Source organism: Nocardia cerradoensis NBRC 101014, from assembly GCF_000308535.1.
Classification (GTDB): Bacteria; Actinomycetota; Actinomycetes; order Mycobacteriales; family Mycobacteriaceae; genus Nocardia; species Nocardia cerradoensis.
On the sequence record NZ_BAFW01000376.1, the window covers coordinates 13774 to 34630 of the forward strand.

The following is a 20857-nucleotide window of genomic DNA, read 5'->3' on the forward strand; positions in this document are numbered from 1 at the left end:
CCGGCGGCCGGGGCGGTGGCGATGTCGTCTCGTGGGCGGGCGGGGTGCGGCTGTGTCGTGCCGGATTAGCTCGGGGGTTGTTCGCGGGGGCGGCGGATTGCCGCCGGATGCTGCCATCAGTGGATTGAAGCGAGATAGGCTCCGGGGGATTGTCGAAGGAGCCGAGCGGCCGGGTCGGTCGCTCTCGTCGAAAGGGGTCCGCCGTGTCGGTGCCGGCCGCGGTGAAATCCGAGATCCAGACCATCGGGGGCGCGTTCATGTTCTCCCGCGAGGCCAAGGCCTTCGGCGCCACCACCGGCGTGGACGGCTTCATCGGACCCTATACGCGCGGGCGCGGCGGGGTGCTCGGCGAGGTGGACGCGGATGTGGTGACCGCGGCGTTCGGGTTCTTCGAGCCGGAAACCGTTCGGGCGGCGTGGAATTCGGTGGCGATGGCGCCGGCCGAGGCCGCGGCGGGCTATCTGGCGGCGTGCCAGGGTTTCGGCCGCCGCAAACTCGCCGGATTCGACGGCTGCGACCGGTTGGCCGAATTGCTGCAGGTGGTCACCGATACCGCCGATGTCGCGGGGGTGAGCCTGTTCGCGGGCTGGCGGGTGTTGCCGCTCGCGAGCGATGCCGCGGGGCGGGCGCTGCAGTTGATCCATTGTCTGCGCGAGCTGCGCGGTGGCCTGCATCTGATCGCGGTGCGGGCGAGTGGGCTCTCGCCGTTCGAGGCGGTGCTGATCGGCGGTTCGCCGCGCACCGACGGGCCCACGCAGGCGCGGCTGTTCGGGTGGGGTGAGCGCGTGGATGCCACCGAGGTGAGCGCCGCGATGCGCCAACGCTGGGATGCGGCCGAGACGCTGACCGATGAGCTGATCGCCCCGGCCTTCGGGGCGCTGGACGAGACCGCGGGCAAGGAACTGGTCGAGCTGCTGCGGCAGGCCCATGCCACGGTTTTCGGTCGGTAGTCGCTGCCGTCCGTCCGCCATACTGACGTACCCTGTTGGTATGGCGGAGACGAAGAAGGTGACGATCTCGGTCCCCAAGGATGATGTGTCGACCTTGGAGCGCTGGAAGGCGTCGGGGCGTATCGACAATCTGTCCGCCTATGTGTCGGCCGCGCTGCGGGATCGGATGGATCGCGATATCTCGCTGGATGCCATCGAGTCCAGTTTCGGTGGCGTGCCGCCGCTCGAGTTGGTGAATCAGGCCCGGCGGGTGCAGGGCCTGCCGCCGCTGTCGGCGGAGGATCTGGATCGGCGAAGCGCCGGCGCCGCGTGAGCCCGGCCGCACTGGGCGGCGTGGTGTTCGACACCGCCGCCGTGGTGGGCTGGACGCGGCGGCTGCCGTATGTGCACGCGGTGGCGTGGGCGACGGCCGAGGCCGGTCACACCATCGTGGTGCCCGCGGCGGTGGCGGCGGCGGGGCAGGCGCTGATCCGGCCGGATCGGCTCGATATTCTCGCGGTGTTGCTGGAGCTGCCGCACACCGTGGTGACCGGATTGGACACCGGCGCGGCCTCCCGGGTCGCGGCGCTGCTGGCCGGGCGCTCGGATGCCGATGGCCTGGTGGCGGCCGGACACGCCGCCAGTGAGGCGGTCTCTCGCAATTGGCCGTGTTTGACCGCTCGGCCGGATATGTTGCGACGCATCGACCATCAGGTGCTGGTCGATCCGCTGCCCTGACCGACCGCGGCCGCGGCTGCCGTGCGACGACGAGGAGAGGACCGCGACCATGTCAACGGCCCTGAGCCCCCGGATTTCCCGGCTGCGCCAGCTGATCGACCATCCCGCCACCGGCGCCGCCGAACGCGATGCCGCCCAGCGCATGCTCGATCGCATCCTGGCCAAGCATCCGCAGGCGGCGGGGCCGCGGGGTGACCGTGACTACGGTCCCCGCTATCACCGGGTGGGCCGGCATGCCACGTTGGCGAGCATCGCCGAGATGATCAGTCAGGACATCGCTTTCGCGAAGATCTTCAGCATGCCGCAGCATCGTGCGGAGCTCGCCGAACGGTCGCCGATCCGCGATGCGCCCATCGAGATCTCCTATTCGGTGGCGACGCCGTACGTCGGCAAGATCATCGTCACGATCGAGGGCGTGCCGCGGGAGTGGGGCTGGGTCAGCGACTGCGGGATCGACAATCCCAGCCCGGCGTTGCAGGAGCTGGCCGACGAGCTGGCCGAGATCATGAACGCCTACAACCACGACGGCAGCGATATCGGCAAACGCTTCTTCGCCTGTGTGCGGGTACCCGAGCGGACCTTGATCTGGTGACCCGCTAGCCCGATGTCCGCCCGTGGGTGGATGCGAAAGGTGTTGCGGCGCTGCGTAATGCGTCGATGACGGCGGTGGCCGCGGGGGTGAGCGCGGCGGGTGAGCGGATCAGCGACAGGCGGCGCAGTTCGGTGGCGGCGCGGTCGTGGGTGCCGGTGAGCACGCGCATCGTGATCACCTCCGGCGGCAGCGCCGGGAACAGGCCGGAGGGGACGGTGGTGACGCCGCAGCCGGCGGCGACGAGGGCGAGTTTGGCGAGCCAGTCGCGGGCGCGGTGGGCGATGTGAGGGCGGCCGGGCAGGCCGGGCCACACGCCCAGCAGGGGTTCGGTGGTGGCGGAAGGACTCGCGATCCAGCGGGCGTCGACGAGTTCGTCGACGGTGACGGTGGCGCGCCCGGCGAAGCGGCCCGTGGCGGGGGCGGCGACGAGCAATTCGACATCGGTGAGCTGTTCGACGATCAGCCGGGGCAGTTCGGTGTCGGGTGGCCGGTGCGGCGGGCGTGAGGTGATCACGGCGAGATCCAGGCTGCCGGCGCGGATCGCGCGGACCAGCGCCGGAGTGGTGCCTTCGCGGGTGAGCACGTCCAGGCCGGGATGGGTGCGTCGCAGGGCGGCCAGTGCGGTGGGCACGAGGACCACGCCCGCGCTGATGAGGCTGCCCAGGCGCACCTGGTGGGTGATGTCGTCGCCGTCGAGGTCGCGTCGTGCCGCGTCCAGGGCGTCGAGGGCGACGCGTGCGTGGCGCAGCAGGGTGAGTCCGGCGGGGGTGAGGTGGACGCCGGTGCGGTGGCGTTCGAACAGGGGTTTGCCGGCCTCGCGTTCGAGGGCGGCGGCTTGGCGCGAGATTCCGGATTGGGTGTAGCCGAGGGCGGTGGCCGCGGCGGTGAACGAGCCGCGTTCGGCGACCTCGGCCAGCACCCGCAGCCCGGCCGGTGACAGGTACATGACACTACGGCATACCAGATATGCCAGGTTCTCGCTGGTGGCATGGCCGGATCGCGACCTACGTTGGCGGGCAGACGATTCGGAAGCAGGAGGAGTGGGCGATGCGTGCGGCGATGTTGGAGCAGTTCGGGCGGCCGTTGACGGTGACGACCGTGCCGGATCCGGAGGCCGGGCCGGGTGAGGTGCTGGTCGATGTGCTGGCCACCTGTGTATTGCCTTATGCGGCAGAGGTTTTCGGTGGTGCGCGCAAGTACCCGCTGGAGCCGCCGGTGATTCCGGGAATGGGCGGGGTGGGCCGGGTGGTGTCGGCCGGCCCGGATGCGACCCGGCTGCGGCCCGGTGACCTGGTGTGGTGTGATCCGACGGTGCGTTCCCGCGACGACGCGCGCACCCCCGACATCACGTTGCAGGGCTGGAGTTCGCGTGGGCCGGGCGGGCTGCGGTTGTCGCGGTACTTCCATCACGGTTCGTTCGCGGAGCGGATGGTGGTGCCGACCGAGAACGCGGTGCCGCTCGGTGACGTCGATACCGGGGATGTGGCCCGGTGGGCGGCGCTGGCGGTGTCGCTGGTGCCGTACGGGGGTCTGCTGGCGGCGGGTCTGCGCGCGGGGGAAAGGTTGCTGGTCAGCGGGGCGACCGGCAATTTCGGAGGTGCGGCGGTGGCGGTGGGACTGGCGATGGGGGCGAGCCGGGTGGTGGCTCCCGGGCGCAACCGCGCGGCTTTGACCCGGTTGCGCGACCGGTTCGGTGACCGTGTCGCCCCGGTCGAGCTGACCGGTGACGAGGAGGTGGATCGGCAGGCGATGCAGGCCGCGGGCGGGGGGCCGGTGGATGTCGTGCTCGATATGCTGCCGCCCGCGGCGGCTGCGCGGGTGGTGCGGACCGCGGCGATGACGGTGCGGGAGTTCGGGCGCGTCGTGCTCATGGGCGGGGTGGGGATGCTGGGCGGTCCGGATCTGGCGCTGCCGTATCCGTGGCTGATGCGCAACAGTGTCACGGTGCGGGGGCAGTGGATGTGCCCGCGCACCGCGGTCGGCGGGCTGATCGAGCTGGTGCGGTGCGGGCTGCTGGATCTGTCGAAGGAAACGGTCACCACCTTCGGGCTGGACCGGATCGCGGCGGCGGTCGAGCATGCCGCGGCCCATCCCGCGGCGTTCGATCGCACGGTCGTGTTGCCGCAGCGGCGGCCACCACTGCCGGAGTAGGTAATACGCGGGTATTATGGTGGCTGCGTGGAGTACGCATGGTGGATCGGAATCCACTCGTTCCTGGCTCGTGCCGAGGTGGCGCCCTGGGAGGTGATGGAGGTGCTGTATTCGTCGCGGCGCTGGCCGCGCCCGGCCCGCACCCCGGAAGGACTGCCCGTCACCACCGTGTGGGGCCGCACCGATGCGGGACGTCCGCTGGTGGTGATGCTGCGGATGCGGCCGTCGCCGGAGTCGGCCGGCACCTGGGAGATCGTGATGGCCGCGCAGATGCGCCCGCAGCAGCTCGAGGAATACACCGCATGGGAGGCGAACCGATGACCGACAAGCACATCTTCGAACCGAAGCCCGGCGCCGACCCGCAGGCGGTCGTGGACGCCCTGGTGTTCGACGACACCGCCGCCGCACCCGCGCTGCCGCCGACCGGCGAGGAGATCGAACGCGGCATGGTCACCACCTCCCTGAAACTGCCGAAGGATCTGCGCGACCGGATCCGGGAGGCGGCCGCCGAACACTGCATCACCCCGTCGATGCTGATTCGCCAGTACATCGAGATGGGGTTGCTCGCCGAACAACCCGGCCGCATGATCCCGCTGTCGGATGCGATCCGGGTGCTGAGCAGTCTGCGTCCCTCCGCCTGAGGCACGGCCCTCAGTCGAGTTCGGTGGCGGCCCACAGGTCGTAGCCGTGCCCGCCGGGCTCGGGCGGCCCGGGCACGATGCGGTGGGTGCGGGTGCCGTCGGGGCGGCGTTCGGCCCGCAGGAAAAGATCGCCCGGATGCGCCTCGGCGTAGCGGGTGCGGGCGTAGTCGTGGAGGTGGGTGACGAACACGACCTTCACTCCGGCCTCGGTGAGCGCGCGCAGCAGCGGCCCGGCGATACGGCCGGCGTCGCGTTCGCCGGTGGCGGCGAACGCCTCGTTGCACAGCAGCATCCCGTGCGGCCCGATCCGGTCGACCACGGCGTTCATGCGGACCAGCTCGTCGGCGAGTTTGCCGTAGGACAGGGTGTGGTCCTCGTCGCCGACGAAGTGGGTGAACACCCCGTCGCGGACGTCGGCGGCGAATTCCTCGGCGAGGACGAACATCCCGGCCTGCATCATCAGTTGCGCGGCGCCGAGGCTGCGCAGGAACGTGGATTTGCCGCCGTTGTTGGCGCCGGTGACGATCAGCAGCGATCGCCCGTCGGCGGCGAGGTCGCTACCCGCGACCGTCGCGGGGGCGGGGCCCAGGGCCAGGGTGAGGTCGCGCAGCCCGCGGCAGCGCAGCCGCGGCGTGCCCGGCGGGTGGGGGTGTGGCAGGCAGTAGGGGGTGGCGGCGCGGTCGAGGTGGTCTCGCAGGATCAGGCAGCCGAGGTAGAAGGCGGTTTCGTCGCGTAGGCGCAGGAAGAAGGCATGCAACTCGTCGGCTGCCGCGGCGACGACGTCCGCGAGTTCGGCCAGCGCGTGATCCTTCAGCTGCATCACCGGGTCGGACGTGCCGTCACCGTCGGCGATCGCGTCGAAAACACTTGCGCCGCGCGACAATCCGAATCGGGTCCGGCGCGCGGGCGGTGGCCGGTGGACCACGACATCGGTGATCTTGTTGCCCGCGCCCAGGCCCGCTTCGAATTCGACTCCGTGGTCGAAGCGCAGCGCGCTCAGCTCGTCGCGCACCGCCCGCAGGTAGGTGTCGTCGAACTGTTTCGTGGTCGCGATCAGGTCGGTCCAGCCCGCGGCGGTGACGCGGTCGCCGTCGCGTTCGAGCAGGGTGCGCAGTCGGCGCAGCAGTTCGAGTTGTTCTGTGAACGGTGGCAGCGCGAGCACCAGGGTGCCGGTGGCGCGCCGCCCGGCGGTGGATGTCCAGCGCCGCACCGACGTCGCGGTGGTGGCGATGTCGTGGACGGCGCGCACGAGGTGCGGGTTCGCGCAGCAGTCGGTGAGCACGGCGTGGCGGTGGGAGATCACCGCCGGATCGGCCGGGGCGGTGGCGATCACGGCCCGGACCGCGTCGGCGGTCGCCGGATCGCTGTCGGCGATCGTGTCGAACAGGGCGGACAGGCCCAGATCCTCGAGGGCGGTGTCGCCGAGCGCGGTGGGTGCGGGGGTGTCGCCGGGGTAGAGCAGCCGGACCATCATCGCGCCAGCCTCGCGGCCACCGCGTCGTAGCCGAGTCCGAAGCGGTCGGCGAGTTCGGTGGCGTAGGCGTGGCCGTCGGCGGGTCGGCGCACGATGCGGTAGCTGCGGTGTGCGCGGTCGTGCGGGTCTGTCAGTGCCACCATCTCGACACCACCTCGGGTCCGGCTTCGGCGAGGTCGTCGAAGAAGCTCACCCACACCCCCCACGCGCCGCGGCGCACGATGTGGGCCAGGACCTCACCGGCGATGCGCACGCCGTCGCAGGTGGTGGTCGTGGAGAAACTCTCGTTGAGCACGATCAGGGTGTCCGCGCTCGCGGTCCGCAGAATCTCGCGCATCGATCGCAGCTCCGTCAGCAGCCTTCCGTCCGGGTCGCCGGCGTGTTCGGCGCGTTCGAAGTGGGTGTGGATGCGATCGGGCAACGGCAGCCGCGCCGTGTGCGCGGGGACCGGGCCGCCGAGCGCGGCGAAGTACACCAGTTGCCCGATGGTGCGTGCGAAGGTTGTTTTGCCGCCTTGGTTGGGCCCGGTCACCACCGCCAGCCGCTGCGGGCCGTCGAGCTGGAAGTCGTTGCACACCACCGGGTTCGGTGAGCGCAGGGCGAGGGCGAGGTCGTAGGCGCGGTCGGCGTGGATCGGTTCGCCCGGTGCGGCGATCTCGGGCAGGCACACACTGCGCCCGGTTCCGGCGGCGCGGTGGGCGAAGCGTCGGTAGCGCAGATAGAACTGCATGCCTCGGTCGAAGTCGGCCACCTCGGGGGCGATGAAATCACGGTGGCGGGTGGCGAATTCGGCCAGTCGCGCGAACGGCGCCGGATAGTGGGCGGCGACCCGGTCGAGGATGTGTTCCTCGGTCTGGTTCATATCCGGCCACTGCGGTCGTGGTCGCGGGTCGTGGCGGTGGGGTGCGCCGAAGCGGGCCAGCAGATGTGTCACGGTGGCGGTGTAGTCGAGGGCCGGGTGGGCGGGGCTCACCTCGAGGGTGCGGTCGACGATCCGCAGCCGATATCGCACCTGCGCCAGCGCGGCGTGCGCGGTGTCGATGTCGTCGGCCAGTGTGCGCAGATCGCTACTCGCGCAATAGGTGTCGAGGTAGGTGTGCCATCGCCGCAGGGCGCGCGATCGCAGTGGCAGTCGTGCGGCCGCGGTGTGCAGTGCGGTCACCGCCGTCACGTAGTCGGCAGCGGCGTCGAGGTGCAGGCGGTGGCGCTGATGGGGGTGATACAGCTCGCCCGCGACACGCAGCCGGCGCCGTACCCGCCACATGGCGATCACGAATTCCTCAGCGGCGGAGTGGGTTTCGCCGTGGTCGAGGTCGGTGAACACTTCCTGGCGGAATCGGACGGTGTCGGGGTCGCGGACCGGGCGGTGCAGCAGGGCGGTGAGGTCGTGGTCGTCGGTATCACCGACGATGGCGGCGATCAGCGGTGCGATCTCCAGATCGGTCAGCGCGTCCGCGCCGACCTCGACGGAGGCGACGTGCTCGGCCGGCACCGGCCACAACACGCTGACGGTTGGCATTCCCCACCCACTTCCCGCGCCGGCCGGATCGGATGAACGACCCGGTAGGGGGCTTTTCGGTCAGGCTAGCCACATTACTTACCGGCCGTCAAGTAATCGCAAGGGTAATGAGTGAGGGTCCTGCGAAGTTGCGCAGCCAACTACACAGTTAGCTTAGTAAATGATAGGGTGGAGTCATGTCCGGAAAGCCTGCGCCCACAGCCGCCGCGGTGGCGAGCGATCTGCGTGTCGCCGTCAGCCGGCTGCTGCGGCAGCTGCGCGCTCAGGCCGAGGGCAGCGACCTCACCAAATCCCAGAGCTCGGTCCTCATCCGCCTCGAACAGGGCGGGCCCGCCACGGCCACCCAACTGGCTCACGCGGCGGGAATGCGCCCGCAGTCGATGGCGAAAATCGTTCGCGCGCTGGAAGACGCGGGTCTCATCGCGGGCACACCCGATCCGGCCGACGGCCGCAAAACCGTCCTGGACCTGACCGAGGCCGCCCGCGACGAATTCCGCACCGGCCGACGCGCGAAAGAGGACTGGCTCACTCGCGTCATCGAGGCCGAATTCACCGACGCCGAAATCCGGCAACTCGCCGACGCGGTCGGGCTGCTCGACCGCATCGGCCGCGCCGGCTGATCGAAGCGCCCACAACCGAAATCCGCGACCCGCCACCGGGCTCGCGCGATCCGGCGCGCGCCGACCCCGGTGCGTCCGAAACCGCACGCCAGCAAAGGAATTCGTCATGCCCGTCACCACCCTGGACCCGGCCACCGCCCTCATCGTGATCGATCTGCAGCAGGGCATCGTCGGGCGGCCGCTGGCGCATCCGGTCGAACCCGTGATCACGCGCGCGGCCACACTCGCGCAGGCCTTCCGCGAACGGGACCTGCCGGTCGTGCTGGTCAACGTCGCCGGCACCCCGCCGGGGCGCACCGACGCCGGCGCGATGACCATGACCGATCTGCCGCCGGACTGGACCGCCCTCATTCCCGAGATGACGCCGCAGCCGGGCGATATCCAGGTCACCAAGCACGCCCGCAGCGCCTTCGCCGGCACCGGGCTCGCCGACCGGTTGCGCGCCGAGGGAGTCACCCAGGTGGTGGTCGTGGGCATCGCCACCGGCGCCGGTGTCGAATCGACCGCCCGCGACGCCCACGAACAGGGCTTCCACGTCACACTGCCGGTCGACGCGATGACCGATTCCGACGGCGAACGCCACGACCACAGCATCACCCACATCTTCGGCCGCATCGCCGAAACCGGCACCACCGACGACGTGCTCCAGACATTGGCGGCCCGCTCGTGACAGCCGCCCCCGCCGAGACCGCGCCCGTCCGCAGCGACCCGTTCACCGCCCGCTTCGTCGGGCCGCTGCTGCTGGGTTCGACCCTCAACCCGATCAACACCTCCACCATCGCCACCGCCCTCGTCGGCATCGGCGTCGACTTCCACCGGGGCCCCGGCACCACCGCCGTGCTCATCTCGGTGCTGTATCTGTGCAGCGCCGTCGCCCAGCCCACCATGGGCAAACTCGCCACCCTGTTCGGGCCGCGGCGCGTGTTCACCAGCGGGCTGATCATCCTCATCGCCGCCGGCGTGATCGGCGCGGCCGCACCGGCTTTCGGATTCCTGGTGGTGTCGCGGGCGCTCATCGGCATCGGCACCTCGGCGGCGTTTCCGACAGCGATGGCGCTGGTGCGGCGGCGCGCCGACGACGCCGGGACGGGGGTCCCGGCGCGGGTGCTGGGTAATTTCTCGATCGCCGCGCAGGTCACTTCCGTGGTGGGGCTGCCGCTGGGCGGACTGCTGGCGGGGGTGTTCGGCTGGCGCGCGATATTTTTCGTCAACATCCCGCTCGCGCTGGTCGCGCTGGTGGCGACGCTGGCCGGTGTGCCGAAGGACGAACCGCGCCGCCGCGATCAGGGGTCGCTGCCGGCCGCGATCGACATCGTCGGCATCGGCCTGTTCGCCGGTGCGGTGATCGGCATGCTGACGTTTCTGTCGGACCTGCGCTCACCGCTGTGGTGGTTGCTGCCGGTGACGCTGGCGCTGGCCGCCACGCTGGTGGTGTGGGAGTGGCGGGCGCGCAGCCCGCTCATCGATGTGCGGATGCTGACCCGCAACGGCGGGTTGTTGCGCACCTATGTGCGGCAGGCGGTGGTGTCGCTGGGCACCTACACCGCCCTCTACGGGACCAGCCAGTGGATGGAACAGGCCGCGCACTACAGCGCCTCCCAGGTGGGGTTGATCCTGCTGCCGCTGTCGGCGATCAGCATCGTCATCGCGCGCCTGGTGTCGAATCGTGGCTGGGTGCGGGTGCCGCTGGCCGCCAGCGGTGCGGCGTTGATCGCGACCGGGCTGGTGATGGTGGTGATCACGCACGACTCGCCGGTGATCGTGCTGATCGCGATGTCGCTGCTGTTCGGAGTGGCCAGCGGCGCCAGCGGGTTCGCCAACCAGGCCGCGCTGTACGTGCAGGCACCGGCGCGGCAGGTCGCGGTGGCGTCGGGGTTGTATCGCACCTTCGCCTACATGGGGGCGATCTTCTCCTCCAGCCTGATCGCGCTGACGTTCGGTTCGGCCACCACCGACGCCGGATTGCACGCCATCGCATGGGTGATCGTCGGTCTCGGTGCCATCGTCGCGCTGATGACGCTGCTGGACACCACGATTCCGGTCCGCACCGGCAAGGCTTCGCCGCGGTGACTCAGCGATAGGTGGCGATCAGTTCGGTGACGCGCTGCTGGGGCCACGGGCATCGAATCTCCCCCTGGGTGACGGCGAAGAACAGTTCGAACTGCACCTGCCAGGCGGCGAGCAATCCGGCGCGGTGCGAGGCGAGCCGGTGGGGCAGGGTGTGGGTGAAGTCGACCCGGGTGCCCAGTCGCGGATCGGCGACGATCTCCCACCGCGCCCGGCCCGCCGGCTGCCCGTCGACCGACACCTCGTATTCCAGCAGCCGCGGCGGATCGCATGCGGTGACCGGTCCCGGTGCGATCTGCGGGTTCGTCGCGCGGACCGGTGGCATCGCACCGACGCGCGGCGACTGGTCCTCGACCAGGATCGCCCAGATCGTGTCCGCCGGCCGCCACACCAGATCACGCGAAAACCGCAGCACCACATCGGATTCGGGTTCGGCGCCCGATTCGGCGCTGCCGCGGGCCAGCCCGAACTTCTCGATGTAGGCCTCCGCGCGTGCCAGCCATCCGGTCGCGGGGTCCTGGCTCACCTCGGTCTCGTCGAGGGCGGCGGTCAGGCTCGTCAGGCAGCCGTCCCATCCGGCGGCGGTGCGGGCGGCGCCCAGGCGGCCGGTCGGGCCGTCGCCGAGGGCGTGGGTGAACACCAGCCGGCAGCCGTCGCCGTCGGCGATCAGTTCGAATCGCAGCACGTCGCGGTTCCAGCGGAACATGAACACCTTCGGCGGATCGACTTCGAGGACTTCTCCGTCCCAGGTGTCCTCGATCGGTGCTTCGTCGTCGAAGACGAACCGCATCGGCGCGCCGGGGCGCAGTTCGGTGTGCACGGCGGCGGGAAACCACGCCGTCATCTGCCGCGGATCGCTGATCGCGCGCCACACGCGTTCGCGGGGGTGGGCGAAGCGGCGTTCGAACCGCAGGGTCGGGGTGCCGTCGATCGTGGTCAGTTCGGCGGACGGGTCACTCATCGTCATCACTCCTCGCGGTCTGGGCATCGGTGGGGGTGGTGTTTTCTTCGGCGGCGGCCATGACGTCGAGGTGGCGGGCCAGCGCGTCGAGGCTGGTGTCCCACAGTTGCCGGTAGGGGGCCAGCCACCGGTCGATCTCGGTCAGCGGCTGGGGTCGCAGCCGATACCAGCGGCGTTGGGCGTCGTGGCGGACCTCGACCAGCCCGGCGCCGCGCAGGATCTTCAGATGTTTCGACACCGTCGGCTGCGCGAGGCGCAACTCCGTGACCAGTTCGCCGACCAGGTGTTCGCGCCGGCGCAGCAGGTCCAGGATTTCGCGGCGCCGCGGTTCGGCCAACGCCTCGAACGTAGATGCCATATCGGCAATATAGCCGAAACGGAATATAAAAGGAGGGCATTCACATGCGCAGCGGCAGGCCGGCGCGGATGCGGTTCATGCGATCCTCGTGCACGACGTGCGCGCGGTCGAGCAGCGTGGGCAGGTCATCGGCGCGGAAGCGGTGCACATATTTGTCCGGCAGCCCGGCCATGACCCGTTCCGAATCCAGCATGCGCGCGTACGTGCGTTCACGGACGGCCTGGTCGGCCTCGTAGCCCAAATCGAGGTAGCGGGTGGCGTAGCGGCGCGCTCCGGCCACCGCGGTCTGCGCGCGCCCGGCCGGGCTCCACAGCGAAACCACCACCGTCACCACGAGAATCGCGACGATCACCACCAGCGACCACCCGGTGGGGATCTCGGCCACCGGCACCGGGTCGCCGTCGTTGACGAACGGCACGCTGTTGTGATGCAGGGCGTGCAGGATCAGCTTCACCCCGATGAAGCCGAGCACGGCGGCCAGCCCGAACCCGAGATAGATCAGCCGGTCCAGCAGACCCTCGAGCAGGAAGAACAGCTGCCGCAAACCCAGCAGCGAGAACGCCGTGGCGGTGAACACCAGGAACACGTTCTGGGTCAGGCCGAAGATCGCGGGAATCGAATCGAGGGCGAACAGCACGTCGGTGCCGCCGATCGCGATCATCGCCGACATCATCGGGGTCAACCGGCGCCGCCCGTCCACGATCGTGGTCATCGCGTCACCGTCGTAGAAGTCGGTGGTGCGCAACAGTTTCCGGGTCGCGCGCACCACTAACCCATCACCGGAGTGGGTGTCCTCGCTCTCGGGGCGCAGCATATTGCCCGCCGTCACCAGCAGCACCCCGCCGAACAGGTAGAACACCCACGCGAACCGGTTGATCAGCGTCGCGCCGAGGAAGATGAACCCGGTGCGCGCCACCAGCGAGATCACGATCCCCACCAGCAGCACCTTCTGCTGGGCGGCCGCGGGCACCCGGAAGGCAGTGAAGATCACCAGGAAGACGAACAGGTTGTCCACCGACAGCGCCTTCTCGGTGATGTAGCCGGCGAAGTACTCGACCCCCATCTCCGATCCGCCCAGCCCCCACACCACGAACCCGAACGCGATCGCCACCCCGATGTAGGCCGCCGACCACACCGCCGACTCGCGCAGTGTCGGCGAATGCGCACCGCGCACATGGAAGACGAAGTCGAACACCAGCAGCACGACGATCAGCGCCAGCGCACCGGCCCATGCCAGCAGCGGAACGGTCACGGCGGCCTCCTGGGCGGCGAGGGGTCTCGGGTGACTGTAGCGTCCGCGCCCGCGCACTCGCGGCGATCGACATGCTCGCCCGCACATGCGGATGCCCCGCGCACCGGTGGTGGTGCGCGGGGCATCCGGTCGTTACGGGATCAGGCCAGGTCGAACCGGTCGGCGTTCATCACCTTGTCCCAGGCGGCGATGAAGTCGTCGACGAACTTGGCTTTGGCGTCGGCGGCGGCATACACCTCCGACAGCGCCCGCAGTTGCGAGTTCGAGCCGAACACCAGATCGACGCGGCTGCCGGTCCAGCGCTGTTCGCCGGTGGCGCGGTCCGTGCCGATGTAGGTGCCGTCGTCGGCGGGCGAGGGCTTCCACTCGGTGCTCATGTCGAGCAGGTTGACGAAGAAGTCGTTGCTCAGCACACCGGGATTGTCGGTGAGCACACCCAGCGGCGACTGCTTGTGATTGGCGCCGAGCACCCGCAGCCCGCCCACGAGCACTGTCATCTCCGGTGCGGTCAACCGCAGCAGGTTCGCCTTGTCGACAAGCAGATACTCCGCCGGCAGGCGAGTGCCCTTGCCGAGGTAGTTGCGGAAACCGTCGGCCTTGGGCTCGAGTGCGGAGAACGACTCCACGTCGGTCTGTTCCTGCGTGGCGTCGCTGCGGCCGGGGGTGAACGGGACGGTCGCCCCGAAACCGGCGTCGCGGGCGGCTTTCTCGATCGCCGCGACACCGCCGAGCACCACCACATCGGCGAACGAGACGCGCACGGAGCCGGTCTGTTCGGTGTTGAACGCCTCCTGGATCGCTTCCAGGGTGCGGATCACCTGGGCCAGTTCGTCGGGATCGTTGACCTCCCAGCCGTTCTGCGGTTGCAGCCGCAACCGGCCGCCGTTGGCGCCGCCGCGTTTGTCGCTGCCGCGGAACGAGGACGCCGCCGCCCACGCCGTGGACACCAGCTGCGCCACCGTCAGGCCCGAATCCAGGATGCGTGCCTTGAGGGTGGTGATCTCGGCGTCACCGATCAGATCGTGATCGACGGCCGGGATCGGGTCCTGCCACAGCAGGGTCTCCTCGGGCACCAGCGGACCCAGATACCGCGCCTTGGGTCCCATATCGCGGTGGATCAGCTTGTACCAGGCCTTCGCGAACTCCTCGGCCAGTTCCTCGGGATGGTCGAGCCAGCGCCGCGTGATCGGCCCGTAGATGGGGTCCAGGCGCAGCGACAGGTCGGTGGTCAGCATCGCGGGGGCCTGGGTCTTGGACGGGTCGTGGGCGTCGGGCACGGTGCCCGCGCCGGCGCCGTCCTTGGGCACCCACTGCCACGCCCCGGCGGGGCTCTTGGTCTGCTCCCATTCGTAGCCATAGAGGGTTTCGAGGAAGCTGTTGTCCCACTGGGTCGGGTCGGGGTCCACGTCACCTCGATACCGCTGGTGATCGCGTCCTTGCCGACACCGGTGCCGAACGAGCTCTTCCAGCCCAGCCCCAGCTGCTCGAGCGGCGCGGCCTCGGGCTCGGGGCCGACGTTGTCGGCGGGGCCCGCGCCGTGGGTCTTGCCGAAGGTGTGCCCGCCGACGATCAGCGCCGCGGTCTCCACATCGTTCATCGCCATCCGGTGGAACGTCTCGCGGATGTCGATCGCGGCGGCCAGCGGATCCGGATTGCCGTTGGGCCCTTCGGGATTGACGTAGATCAGGCCCATCTGCACGGCCGCGAGCGGGTTCTCCAGATCGCGCTGCCCGGAGTAACGTTCGTCGCCGAGCCATTCCAGCTCCGGACCCCAGTACACCTCCTCGGGCTCCCACTCGTCGACGCGGCCGCCGCCGAAGCCGAAGGTCTGGAAACCCATGTGCTCGAGGGCGACGTTGCCGGTGTAGACGATGAGGTCGGCCCACGACAGTTTGCGGCCGTACTTCTGTTTCACCGGCCACAGCAGCCGGCGCGCCTTGTCCAGGCTGGCGTTGTCGGGCCAGCTGTTGAGCGGGGCGAAACGCTGCATACCGGATCCGGCGCCGCCGCGGCCGTCCTCGATGCGGTAGGTGCCGGCCGCGTGCCAGGCCATGCGGATGAACAGGGGACCGTAGTGACCGAAGTCGGCCGGCCACCAGTCCTGCGAGGTCGTCATCACCTCGATGATGTCGGCCTTGACCGCCGCCAGATCCAGGGTGGCGAATTCGGCGGCATAGTCGTAGTCCGCGCCGAACGGGTGGATTTCGGCCGGATTGTGTTGCAGCACTTTGAGGTTGAGTTGTTCCGGCCACCAGTCGCGGTTGCCGCCACCTTCGACCGGTCGCTTCATGCGGCCGACGACGGGGCATCCGCTCTCGGGCGGTTCGGTATTGGCCTCGGCGATAGGTGGATGTTCCTCAGGCACGGTATTTCCTTTCCGAGAGAGTGAAACGGGCTGTGATCATGAGTTGGATCGAGACGTCGGCAGGGAACAGGAGGGGCACAGCCCCCAGTAGATGACCTCGGCCTCGTCGAGGACGAAGCCGTTGTCGTCGACGGCGGTCAGGCACGGTGCGTCGCCGACCGCGCAGTCGACGTCGGCGATGACGCCGCAGGAGCGGCACACCAGATGGTGGTGGTTGTCGCCGACGCGGGTCTCGTAGCGCGCGACCGATCCCATCGGCTGGATCCGGCGCAACAGACCGGCCTCGGTCAGCGCCCGCAGCACGTCGTATACGGCCTGATGGGAGACCGTGCCGAGGGTGCCGCGGACCAGGCCGAGGATGGTGTCTGTGTCGGAGTGCGGGTGATCGGCCACAGCGGTCAGCACCGCGATCCGCGGGGCTGTCACCCGCAGCGCGGCCCGGCGCAGCATGCGCTCGAAATCCGCCGTAGTGGACACGGTCCGAAGTATGACTCATTCAAGTAACCGGTAGGTGCGGATTTGAGAATCCAGTTTCCGAACATCCGGCCTCCGTCCGGGTCGCCCCGCGCGGTCTCGGGTGCCGCGGGGCCTCGATCGGACGCGGCGGATGCCGGGCAGGGCGGAGGACTGCACGGTTGTGTGTGTTCGTCGCACGGAAAATCTGTGATCGTTGTGATTTCTGTGGTTTCTGATGCCGGTGACCACACCGAAATTCGGCCCCTGTCGGGGCTCGGTTTCATAACGACCGGCACGAAAACCGCGGCCCGCGATCGGGCGCGTCCTGTTCTTCCTGCATCCGAGCGGGCGAAAGTCCGACTATCTGGTACCGGGGCAACTTCGTAGTTATCAAAAAATTACTTTTTATCCGGGCGTGTCCGGCCACCGAATCTACCTACGACACACTGCCGTGAGGCTTCACGTGCCAGAAGGTGATCCGGTGAACGCGATGAAAACCAACGATGTGGGTAACCCGCCCGCTCCGCCCGGCCCGCACGAGATATGCGGACGGCCCGGCGGCGGTGACGGCTCCGAACCCCGGGGTGGCGTCGAATCCGCGGACCGGCGATCGCGCGATCACCGGCTTCGCCGCAAACGCAGGCACTGACCTTGCCCGACGGTCCACGGGGGCGGTGGCGCGGCGTGTCGGGGCGCCGTGACCACCGCCTTCGCGCCCGGACGAATGTCCGCCCACAGCAACGCGGGCGTTGTTCGTCGCGCCTGAATACATTCCGGGCGCATATTTCGACCTGCTTCACGCATTACGGCGAACGTCGTTTCGGCGAACGGTCCGGCGTCTTATTACTGCGTCGAAGTAAAGAGATCCGATGGAGGACCGGTGACCCAATTCAAAAGCAACTTCGGCGGCGATCGACAGGCACCGAAGTCACCGCGGATCGGCGCAGCGCCACTCGGCGGTCACCAGGCATCCGGTACCGGAACACACGCACACGGCTCGGGACACGTATTCCCGCGCCCGGCCCCGGACGGCGTATTCAAGCTGACCGCGGCGCAGCGCGGAATATGGTTCGCCCAACATCTCGCGGGGGAGTCCCCGATTTCGGTGGCGCAATATGTCGAAATCGTCGGCGAATTGGATACCGACCTGCTCGTCGAAGCCTGCCGCACCGCGAGCATCGAATTCGGATCCGGTCATCTGCACATCATCGAGGTCGACGGCGAACCCTGCCAGTACGTCGACCACTTCCGCGGCGCCCCGGTCTCGGTGGTGGATCTGCGCCGCCACGCCGACCCGGTGGCCACCGCCCACCGGCTGATGACCGAGGACTACGCGGCACCACTGGATCTGCTGCACGACCACCTCATGGTCTGCGTCGTCTACCAGGTCGGCGACAACCACTACCTGTGGTATCAGCGCGCCCACCACATCGCCCTCGACGGCTTCGCCGCGGTGACCATGCTGCAGCGCATCACCGAGCTGTACAACGCGTGGCTGCGCGGTGAGCAGCCCAGCGCGGCCGCGGCGAAGGATCTGGCCGACATCACCGAACAGGACCTGGCCTACCGCGGGTCGACGCGCTTCGACAACGACCGCGCCTACTGGACCGAACATCTGGCCGGCGCCCCGCCGGTGGTGAGCCTGGCCGGTCGCGTCGGCAAACCGACCATCCATCCGGCGCTGGTCAGCGACGCGCTCGCACCCGAGACCGCCGCACTGCTGGATGCCGTGGTCGCCGAACGCAGCACCAGCGTGACACCGATCGTGGTCGCCGCCTTCGCCGCCTATCTGGCCCGGATGACCGGCAGCACGGAGGTGCTGCTGAGCCTGCCGGTGTCGGGCCGGCATTCGGCGATGCTGCGCCGATCCGGCGGCATGGTCGCCAACGTGGTGCCGCTGCGCGTGCGGGTCGGGTCCCGCAGCGTCGGCGAACTGATCGACGCCGTGCAGGGCGAGCTGACCAGCGCGCTGCGCCGCCAGCGCTACCGGCAGGAGGACATCTTCCGCGATATGGGCATCGCCCGCGACGAGACCGCCTCGTTCGGACCCGCCGTGAACCTGATGATGATCGACAACGACGTCGTCCTCGGCGACACCATCGGCCACCTGCACGTGCTCACCTCCGGGCCCACCGCCGATCTGTTCGTCAACATCTATCCCGGCGCCGGCCGCGACAGCACCCACATCGACTTCCAGGGCAACCCGAACATCTACCGCCCCGACGAACTCGCCGGCCACCACGGCCGTTTCCTGATGTTCCTGCACGAATTCCTCGCCCGCGGAACCGATCACCGCATCGACCGGCTGCCGCTGCTCGCGCCGGCCGAACAGCAGCGGCTGCTGCCCGTGCACGGCGACGACCCGGTCGCGCCCCGGCTGCTGCCCGACATCCTCGCCGACAGCGCCTACCGCCACCCCGCCTCCGACGCGATCGCCACCCCCGAGACCACACTGACCTACGGTGAGCTCGACACCCGATCCTCCCAGCTGGCCCGGCAACTGATCGCGCACGGCTGCGGACCCGGCACCACCGTCGCGATCATGCTGCGCCGCTCGATCGACTCGATCGTCGCCGCCTGGGCCGTCGCCAAATCCGGCGCCGCGATCGTGCAGGTGGACCCCGAATATCCGGCCAAACGCATCGAGCACATGATCGCCGACAGCGGCGCCGGTGTCGGCATCACCGTCGACGCCTACCGGGGCCGGCTGCTGCACACGGTGACCCCGGTGGTGCTCGACGATCGCGGCACCGCCGCCGCCTGCCACAACACCACCGGCGCCCCGATCGGCGACAGCGAACGCCTGCGCCCGCTGCGCCCCGACGACCTCGCCTACATCACCTACACCTCCGGATCCACCGGCATCCCGAAAGGGGTGCAGGTCACCCATGCGGGGTTGGCGAACCTCATCGCCGACCGCAGCGACGTCTGCGGTGTCGACGCCACCGCGCGGGTCTCGTATGCGCTGTCGCCGAGTTTCGACGCCTCGCTGGAACAGTTCCTGGTGTGCTTCGCCAACGGCGCGACCCTGCTGGTCGTCCCGCCGGAGGTGATCGGCGGCGACGAGTTGACCGAACTGCTCGCCGCCCAGCGCGTCACCCACCTCACCCTCACCCCGGCGATGCTGGCGACGGTGGATCCGCGGCAGCTGAGCGAGCTGCGGGTGGTGGTGGTCGGCGGTGACGTGTGCCCGCCGCACGTGATCGAACGGTGGACCCACACCGCGGTGATGTTCAATGAGTACGGGCCCACCGAAACCACCGTCACCGCCGCCAGCGCCGCCGTCACACCCGGCGGGGATCTGACCGTCGGCGGCCCCATCCGCGGAGTGTCGGCGATGGTGCTCGACCGCTGCCTGCAGGCGGTGCCGGCCGGGACCGCGGGCGAGCTGTATCTGGCCGGGCCCGGCGTGGCGCGCGGCTACAGCCACCGGTTCGCCGAAACCGCGGCCCGTTTCGTCGCCGACCCGCACGGCGAGCCCGGAGCCCGCATGTACCGCACCGGCGATATGGCGCGCTGGGTCGGCGACGGACCCGTGCCCGAGCTGGAGTTGCTGGGGCGCACCGACTTCCAGGTCAAGATCCGCGGCTACCGCATCGAGCCCGGCGAAATCGACGCCGCGCTCGCCGCCCACGCCGACGTCGACATCTGCGTCACCGTGCCGGTGCGCAACAACGCCGACACCACCGTGCTGGCCTCCTATGTGGTGCCGGTGCGCGGGCGCCACATCGACCCGCTGGAACTGCAACGCTTCGCCCGCGACACACTGCCGCCGCATCTGGTGCCCGCGGTGATCATGGCGTTGGACACGCTGCCGGTCAACGCGTTCGGCAAACTCGACCGCGCCGCCCTGCCCGCCCCCGCCTTCGGCGCCGCACCGGCCGGGCGGGCACCGTCGAGCCCGCGCGAACAGCGCGTGGCGGAGCTGTTCGCCGAAATTCTGGATGTGGCGAGCGTCGGCGCCGACGACAGCTTCTTCGCCCTCGGCGGTGACAGCATCCTGTCCATCCAGCTGGTGGCGCGCGCCAAAGCCGAAGGGTTGAGTTTCTCCACCCAGGACGTGTTCGAACACAAGACGGTGGCCGGTCTGGCCGCGGTCGCCACCGACGCCGGCGGCGGCCCGCAACTGGCCGAACTGCCCGGCGGCGCGGTCGGACCCATGCCGCTGACCCCGATCATGTACGCGATGCTCGACCGCGGCCGATTCGACCGATTCGCGCAGGCCACCCTCATCGAACTACCCGAACATGTCGACGACGCCGATCTGGTGGCGGCGCTGGCGGCGGTGCTGGAGCGCCACGACATGCTGCGTGCGGTCCTGCGCGGTGCCGGCTCGGGCGACCCGTCGGTAGAGGTGGCCGCGCCCGGCACGATCGACGCCGCCGCACTGGTCGAGTCGGTGCGGTTGCCGCGCCGTGACGCCACCGAGATCGACACCCGGTTGCAGGCGGCCGCCGACCGGCTCGACCCCGCCCACGGTGTGCTGGTGCAGCTGGTGCGGATGAGCGACGACACCACCGGCCCCGACCTGATGTGGGTGGTGATCCACCACCTCGCCGTCGACGCGGTGTCGTGGCGGATCGTGCTCGCCGATCTGGCCGGCGCGTGGCAGCAGATCAGCGCCGGCGCCGAACCCGCCTTCGGTGCGGCCACCACCTCGGTGCGGCGCTGGAGCCACGGACTCACCGAACAGGCCGCGAGCCGCCGCGCCGGTGAACTCGAACTGTGGAAGAG

19 protein-coding genes and 1 pseudogene are annotated in these 20857 nt (G+C 69.7%); 11 read left to right on the forward strand and 9 right to left on the reverse strand.

What is annotated here, in order from left to right; genetic code table 11:
• Positions 1–203 precede the first annotated feature (203 nt).
• The 4 genes from ON23_RS32415 to ON23_RS32430 are packed head-to-tail and all read left to right on the forward strand — an operon-like array spanning position 204 to position 2259.
• Positions 204–950, forward strand: a complete 747-nt coding sequence (locus ON23_RS32415; RefSeq protein WP_039783122.1) for an SCO6745 family protein — start codon at positions 204–206, stop codon at positions 948–950.
• A 40-nt stretch (positions 951–990) separates the two neighbouring features.
• Positions 991–1263, forward strand: coding sequence for a hypothetical protein (locus ON23_RS32420; protein WP_030516981.1), 273 nt, complete (start codon positions 991–993; stop codon positions 1261–1263).
• Complete coding sequence (locus ON23_RS32425; RefSeq protein ID WP_036508401.1) at positions 1260–1667, forward strand: hypothetical protein; 408 nt, start codon at positions 1260–1262, stop codon at positions 1665–1667. The genes ON23_RS32420 and ON23_RS32425 overlap by 4 nt, the downstream gene beginning before the upstream one ends.
• A 49-nt stretch (positions 1668–1716) precedes the next feature.
• Positions 1717–2259 (forward strand): hypothetical protein, encoded by a 543-nt coding sequence (locus ON23_RS32430; RefSeq protein ID WP_036508398.1) that lies wholly within the window; start codon positions 1717–1719, stop codon positions 2257–2259.
• A gap of 4 nt (positions 2260–2263) precedes the next feature.
• On the opposite strand, the gene ON23_RS32435 is transcribed toward ON23_RS32430, so the two are convergent.
• Entirely contained in the window at positions 2264–3205 is a 942-nt protein-coding gene (locus tag ON23_RS32435; protein ID WP_039783123.1) for a LysR family transcriptional regulator, read from the reverse strand.
• Positions 3206–3306: 101 nt separating this feature from the next.
• Here ON23_RS32435 and ON23_RS32440 point away from each other — a divergent pair, with 101 nt between their 5' ends.
• From ON23_RS32440 to ON23_RS32450, 3 genes are read left to right on the forward strand one after another with little or no spacing between them, the layout of a single operon-like run.
• Positions 3307–4410 carry a quinone oxidoreductase family protein gene (locus ON23_RS32440; RefSeq protein WP_039783124.1) on the forward strand — a complete coding sequence of 368 codons (1104 nt, stop codon included), beginning with the start codon at positions 3307–3309 and terminating at the stop codon, positions 4408–4410.
• 27 nt (positions 4411–4437) lie between these two features.
• Entirely contained in the window at positions 4438–4731 is a 294-nt protein-coding gene (locus ON23_RS32445; protein ID WP_051043657.1) for a hypothetical protein, read from the forward strand.
• Positions 4728–5051: a ribbon-helix-helix domain-containing protein gene (locus ON23_RS32450; RefSeq protein ID WP_143860283.1), complete on the forward strand. Its 324-nt coding sequence runs from the start codon at positions 4728–4730 to the stop codon at positions 5049–5051. Before ON23_RS32445 ends, ON23_RS32450 begins: the two co-directional genes overlap by 4 nt.
• 10 nt (positions 5052–5061) lie before the next feature.
• Here ON23_RS32450 and ON23_RS32455 read toward each other — a convergent pair whose 3' ends face one another.
• The 3 genes from ON23_RS32455 to ON23_RS32460 are packed head-to-tail and all read right to left on the reverse strand — an operon-like array spanning position 5062 to position 8044.
• A complete protein-coding gene (locus tag ON23_RS32455; RefSeq protein WP_051043658.1) occupies positions 5062–6525 on the reverse strand; it encodes a MutS-related protein in 1464 nt (487 codons plus the stop codon).
• The gene (locus ON23_RS38275) at positions 6522–6668 is read right to left on the reverse strand and encodes a hypothetical protein (protein ID WP_157170355.1); all 147 of its coding nucleotides are present in this window, start codon (positions 6666–6668) and stop codon (positions 6522–6524) included. The genes ON23_RS32455 and ON23_RS38275 overlap by 4 nt, the downstream gene beginning before the upstream one ends.
• The gene (locus tag ON23_RS32460; RefSeq protein WP_051043659.1) at positions 6656–8044 is read right to left on the reverse strand and encodes a MutS-related protein; all 1389 of its coding nucleotides are present in this window, start codon (positions 8042–8044) and stop codon (positions 6656–6658) included. Before ON23_RS32460 ends, ON23_RS38275 begins: the two co-directional genes overlap by 13 nt.
• A 176-nt stretch (positions 8045–8220) precedes the next feature.
• On the opposite strand from ON23_RS32460, the gene ON23_RS32465 reads away from it, so the two are divergent.
• From ON23_RS32465 to ON23_RS32475, 3 genes are all read left to right on the forward strand, one after another.
• Entirely contained in the window at positions 8221–8664 is a 444-nt protein-coding gene (locus tag ON23_RS32465) for a MarR family winged helix-turn-helix transcriptional regulator (protein ID WP_039783126.1), read from the forward strand.
• 106 nt (positions 8665–8770) lie between these two features.
• A complete protein-coding gene (locus tag ON23_RS32470) occupies positions 8771–9334 on the forward strand; it encodes an isochorismatase family protein (protein WP_039783128.1) in 564 nt (187 codons plus the stop codon).
• Complete coding sequence (locus ON23_RS32475) at positions 9331–10734, forward strand: MFS transporter (protein WP_039783130.1); 1404 nt, start codon at positions 9331–9333, stop codon at positions 10732–10734. The genes ON23_RS32470 and ON23_RS32475 overlap by 4 nt, the downstream gene beginning before the upstream one ends.
• Position 10735: 1 nt before the next feature.
• Here ON23_RS32475 and ON23_RS32480 read toward each other — a convergent pair whose 3' ends face one another.
• From ON23_RS32480 to ON23_RS32500, 5 genes and pseudogenes are all read right to left on the reverse strand, one after another.
• Positions 10736–11692 (reverse strand): SRPBCC family protein, encoded by a 957-nt coding sequence (locus tag ON23_RS32480; RefSeq protein ID WP_039783132.1) that lies wholly within the window; start codon positions 11690–11692, stop codon positions 10736–10738.
• Positions 11685–12050, reverse strand: a complete 366-nt coding sequence (locus ON23_RS32485) for an ArsR/SmtB family transcription factor (protein ID WP_051043660.1) — start codon at positions 12048–12050, stop codon at positions 11685–11687. The genes ON23_RS32480 and ON23_RS32485 overlap by 8 nt, the downstream gene beginning before the upstream one ends.
• 40 nt (positions 12051–12090) lie before the next feature.
• Entirely contained in the window at positions 12091–13302 is a 1212-nt protein-coding gene (locus ON23_RS32490; protein WP_039783134.1) for a TerC/Alx family metal homeostasis membrane protein, read from the reverse strand.
• Between the two features lie 140 nt (positions 13303–13442).
• Positions 13443–15667 (reverse strand): annotated as a pseudogene (katG, locus tag ON23_RS32495) (catalase/peroxidase HPI).
• Between the two features lie 36 nt (positions 15668–15703).
• Positions 15704–16117 (reverse strand): Fur family transcriptional regulator, encoded by a 414-nt coding sequence (locus ON23_RS32500; protein WP_039783136.1) that lies wholly within the window; start codon positions 16115–16117, stop codon positions 15704–15706.
• An 886-nt stretch (positions 16118–17003) separates the two neighbouring features.
• Between ON23_RS32500 and ON23_RS32505 the strand changes: the two genes are divergently transcribed.
• On the forward strand, positions 17004–20857 hold a 3854-nt coding region (locus ON23_RS32505), incomplete at its 3' end, for a non-ribosomal peptide synthetase (RefSeq protein ID WP_245556257.1).